This is a genomic window from Xenophilus sp. (assembly GCF_044462705.1).
Taxonomy (GTDB): Bacteria; Pseudomonadota; Gammaproteobacteria; order Burkholderiales; family Burkholderiaceae_C; genus Xenophilus; species Xenophilus azovorans.
This window is the reverse complement of record NZ_JBIQNC010000309.1, coordinates 1-3,920: the sequence shown is the minus strand read 5'-3', so window position 1 is coordinate 3,920 and position 3,920 is coordinate 1. Positions and strand designations below refer to the sequence as shown.

The window sequence follows — 3,920 nt, the reverse complement described above, 5'->3', positions numbered from 1 at the left end:
ACACAGGCATGGCGACGTTGAACAACCTGCCGGTCAGCTTTCGTGCAGGGCATTCCGATGAGACGCTCAGGCGCGTGGCCCTGCTGGAGGATTCGCCCGAGGAGGCGCAGGCGCTGAAGGAACTGCTCGGCGCCAACGGGGTGGAGGTGCGGCACCAGACACGCGCGGATGCCTTCCTGGACATGCTGCGGCGCGACAGCTTCGACGTGCTGGTCCTCGACTGGAATCTGCCCGACGCGACCGGCTACGAGGTGCTGCGCAAGGTGCGCGACGACCTGGGTTCGAGCGTTCCGGTGCTGATGCTGACGGCACGCAGCGGCGAGTTCGAGATCGTGCAGGCCCTCAACGGCGGTGCGAGCGACTACGTGATCAAGCCGTGGCGCCCCTTCGAACTGCTGGCGCGCCTGAAGGTGCTCGTGCGCGGTGCCGCCTCGGCGCCGGGTGCGCCCTACCAGGAAGTGATCGAGGGCTGGTGCTTCGATGCGGCGCAGCGGCAGGTCAGCCATGGCGAGGTGGCGGTCCGGCTGGCCGGCAAGGAGTTCGAGGTCGCGCGGCTTTTGTTCCGGCACCTGGGGCGTTCGGTGTCGCGCGAGCACATCACGCAGACGGTGTGGGGCGGCGACGCGCCCAGCCGCACGGTGGACACGCACGTGTCTCGGGTGCGCGTCCGTCTGGGCCTGACGGCCGCCAACGGTTTCCAGCTTCAATCGATCTACGGCTTCGGCTACCGGCTGGACCGGGTGGCGCCCGGCGCGCCATGACCCGGCGCCGTTCGATCCGCATCGGCCTCTGTGCACTGGCCCTGTTCGAAGGGCTGGCCGGTCCGGCCGTGGCGCAGCAGCAGCCGTCACCGCCGCCGGGCCGCACGCACACCGTGCGCCCGGGCGAGACGCTGTGGGACATCACGCGCCAGCACCTGGGCCGGCCGCTGCTGTGGCCCGGCGTGCAGCAGCGCAACCGCGTGGGCGAGCCGCGGCTGCTGCAGATCGGCCGGGTGCTGCATTTCGACGACAGCGAGCGGCAGGCGGTGGTGCTGGCGGCCACCGGCGACGTGCGGATGGTGGACGGCCTGGCGGTGGCGGGCGGCCCTCCGGCGGGCGCGCTGCTGGCGGCGGGCTCGCGCCTGCCCGAAGGCAGCCGGTTGCGCACGGGGGCCGACAGCTTCGTCACCCTGCGCCTGCCCGACGGTTCGAGGACCACGCTGCCTTCCCGGTCGCAGGCGCGGCTGGTGCGCTACTTCGATGCATCGGGCCGCCCGTCGGTGCTGGTGGAGCTGGAGTCCGGCGACCTCGAGTCGCGGGTGCCGCTGCGCGGCCACGCCCCGGCGGCCGATGCATGGCGGGTGCGCACCCGGATGGCGACGATCGGCGTGCGCGGCACGCACTTCCGCGTGAGCCTGCCCGATCCGGCCAATGCCGCGGTCAGCGTGCTGGAGAGCGCGGTGGCGGTGCAGGCGCCGGCGCGCGCGCCCGTGCGGGTGCCCGAGGCCAAGGGCCTGCTGGCCGGCGACAGCCCGCTGGCCGGGCAGGTACAGGATCTGCTGCCCGCCCCGGATTGGGTGGAGCCCGGCCGTCCGCAGAACCAGCCGGGCGTGCTGCTGGCCTGGAACGGCGTGGCCGGCGCCGGCAGCTACCACGTGCAACTGGCGCGCGACGCGGAGTTCATCGACCTGGCGGCCGAGCAGCGCCTGCCCGCCGGCGGCGGGCGCGAGCTGGCCCTGTTCGACGGCATCGCGCCGGGCAGCTACTTCGCTCGCGTGGCGGCGGTCACGCCCGAAGGGGTGGAAGGGCTGCTGTCGATGGCCGGCTTCTCGCGCGCCCAGGCGTCGCTGGACGGCACGGCGCGCTGGCTGGCGGACCGGGGCGAACTGGCCTTCTCGTGGAGCGCGGTGCCCGGCGCCACCTATACGCTGGAGGTGGCGGACGACGAGCAGTTCCGCCGCCTGGCCGTGCAGGCCGGCGGGCTGCAGGGCGAGGAGGCCCGCGTGCAGGCGCTGCCGCCCGGCCAGTACTGGTGGCGCGTGCGCGCCGAGGTGGTGGACCAGGGCCAGCGCAGCGAGCTGGTCGGCCCGGCCCGGCCGCTGCTGGTGGAGGGGGTGCGCTGATTCGACAACATCCACCGCTCACGCCGAGCTTGGCCCGTCCTGAGCCTGTCGAAGGGTCGAAGCGCCGCGCCCGGCTTCGACAAGCTCAGCCCGAACGGCGTGCGTCGATCGAACGCAAGTCCGCATGAATGCTGCGCCGTCCACGCCCGGCCGCCTGCGGCGCGAGTGGCTGCTGTGCCTGGCGGCGGTGCTCGCCTGCGCCTTGCTTCTGATGCGCAGCGGCGTGATGGAGCGGGTCGATCTGGCCGTGTACGACGCGGCGCTGCGGCTGGACGGCGCGCAGGCGCACCCGGACATCCTGATCGTGGCGGTGGACGAGGCGAGCCTCTCGGCCCTCGGGCGCTGGCCCTGGCCGCGCGAGCACCATGCGCAACTGCTGCGCATCCTGGCCGCCGCGCGGCCGCGCGCGGTGGCGCTGGACATGCTCTTCACCGAGCCGGCCGAGCGCCCCGCCGCCGACGATGCGCTGGCGGGCGCGCTGGCGGCGCTGCGCGAGGCGGCTCCCGTCTTCCTTCCCATGACGCTCGGCGAGCCGCTGGCGCGGGGGCGCGTGCCGCAGCCCCTGCTGCCGCTGCCGGCCTTCGAGCGCGCGGCGAGCGGGCTGGGGCACATCCACGTCGAACTGGACAGCGACAGCGTGGCGCGCAGCCTGTACCTGCACGAAGGCACGGCGGGCCGGCGGTGGAGTGCGCTGTCGCTGCGGCTGGCGCAGGCCGCCGGCGCCGGCACGCCCCCGCGCGGGCCCGATGCGCCGCCCGACGGCACGGGCTGGCTCCGCGAGTCGCGCCTGCTGCTGCCCTTCGTCGGCGGGCCCGGTGCCTACCGCACGGTGCCCTATGTGAGCGTGCTGCGCGGCGAGGTGCCGGCCGCCGCCCTGCGCGACAAGGTCGTGCTGGTAGGCCTGACGGCCACCGGCGTGGGCGACCGCTACCCGACGCCGCTGTCGGGCGCCTCGGCGCTCACGCCGGGCGTGGAGATCAATGCTGCCGCGGTGGACGGCCTGCTGACCGGCCGCATGCTGCGCCCCGTCGGCGCTGGAATGCAGATGCTTGCGGCGGTGCTGGCGCTGATCGCATGGATGGCATGCCTCTGGCGCCTGGGGCCGCGCGGCGGGCTGTGGGGGCTGTTCGCCTTCGTGCTGCTGGCGCTGGGCGTGTCGGCCGGCCTGCAGGGGCTGTTGCGCTGGTGGCTGCCGGTGGCGTCGTGGTGGATCGCGGCGCTGCTGGGCTACCTGCTATGGAGCTGGCGCCGGCTCGCGGCCCTGCTGGCCGACCTGTACCGGCGCGCCGAGACGCTGCGGCCCGGCGCCGCCGCCGAAGCCGCCGGCCCGGGCGGCTGGCAGCATGTGGTGGACGCGCTGGACCGCGGCCTGGCCGCGGAGCAGCAGGTGCAGCGCCAGCGCAACGAGGCGCTGCAACTGCTGTCGCACGACCTGCGCGCGCCGCAGTCGGCCATCCTGGCGCTGCTCCATGGCGCGGGGCAAGCGCCGAGCGCCCAGGCGGCCGAGCTGCACGGCCGCATCGAGCAGCAGGTGCGCGCCACGCTGGACCTCGCCGACGACTTCGTGATGCAGCTCCGCGCCGAAGGCGACGCCTACGACTGGCAGGAGGTGGATCTCGCGCAGCTGGCCATCGATGTGCACGACCGGGCCTGGCCGCTGGCGAAGGCCAAGGACATCGCGCTGGCGCTGCAACTGCCGCGCGGGGAGGACGGCAGCGTCGTCGAGGGCTGCTGGATGAGCGTCGACCCGCGCATGCTCGGCCGCGCGCTGTTCAACCTGGTCGAGAACGCCATCAAGTACAGCCCGCCGCACACC

3 protein-coding genes are annotated in these 3,920 nt (G+C 74.4%); all 3 read left to right on the top strand.

Translation table 11 applies throughout. The features are described from left to right. On the top strand, window positions 1-761 hold a 761-nt coding region (locus ACIY1X_RS25325), incomplete at its 5' end, for a response regulator transcription factor (protein WP_399686159.1). After that, window positions 758-2,104, top strand: a complete 1,347-nt coding sequence (locus ACIY1X_RS25320) for a FecR domain-containing protein (RefSeq protein WP_399686156.1) — start codon at window positions 758-760, stop codon at window positions 2,102-2,104. The genes ACIY1X_RS25325 and ACIY1X_RS25320, both read left to right, overlap by 4 nt. A 124-nt stretch (window positions 2,105-2,228) precedes the next feature. Next, a partial coding sequence (locus ACIY1X_RS25315; protein ID WP_399686154.1) for a CHASE2 domain-containing protein occupies window positions 2,229-3,920 on the top strand: 1,692 nt, incomplete at its 3' end.

What these genes read in the sequence shown, in the direction of transcription:
- ACIY1X_RS25320 (WP_399686156.1), top strand. Translation starts at nt 758, where the DNA reads ATGACCCGGCGCCGTTCGATCCGCATCGGCCTCTGTGCACTGGCCCTG.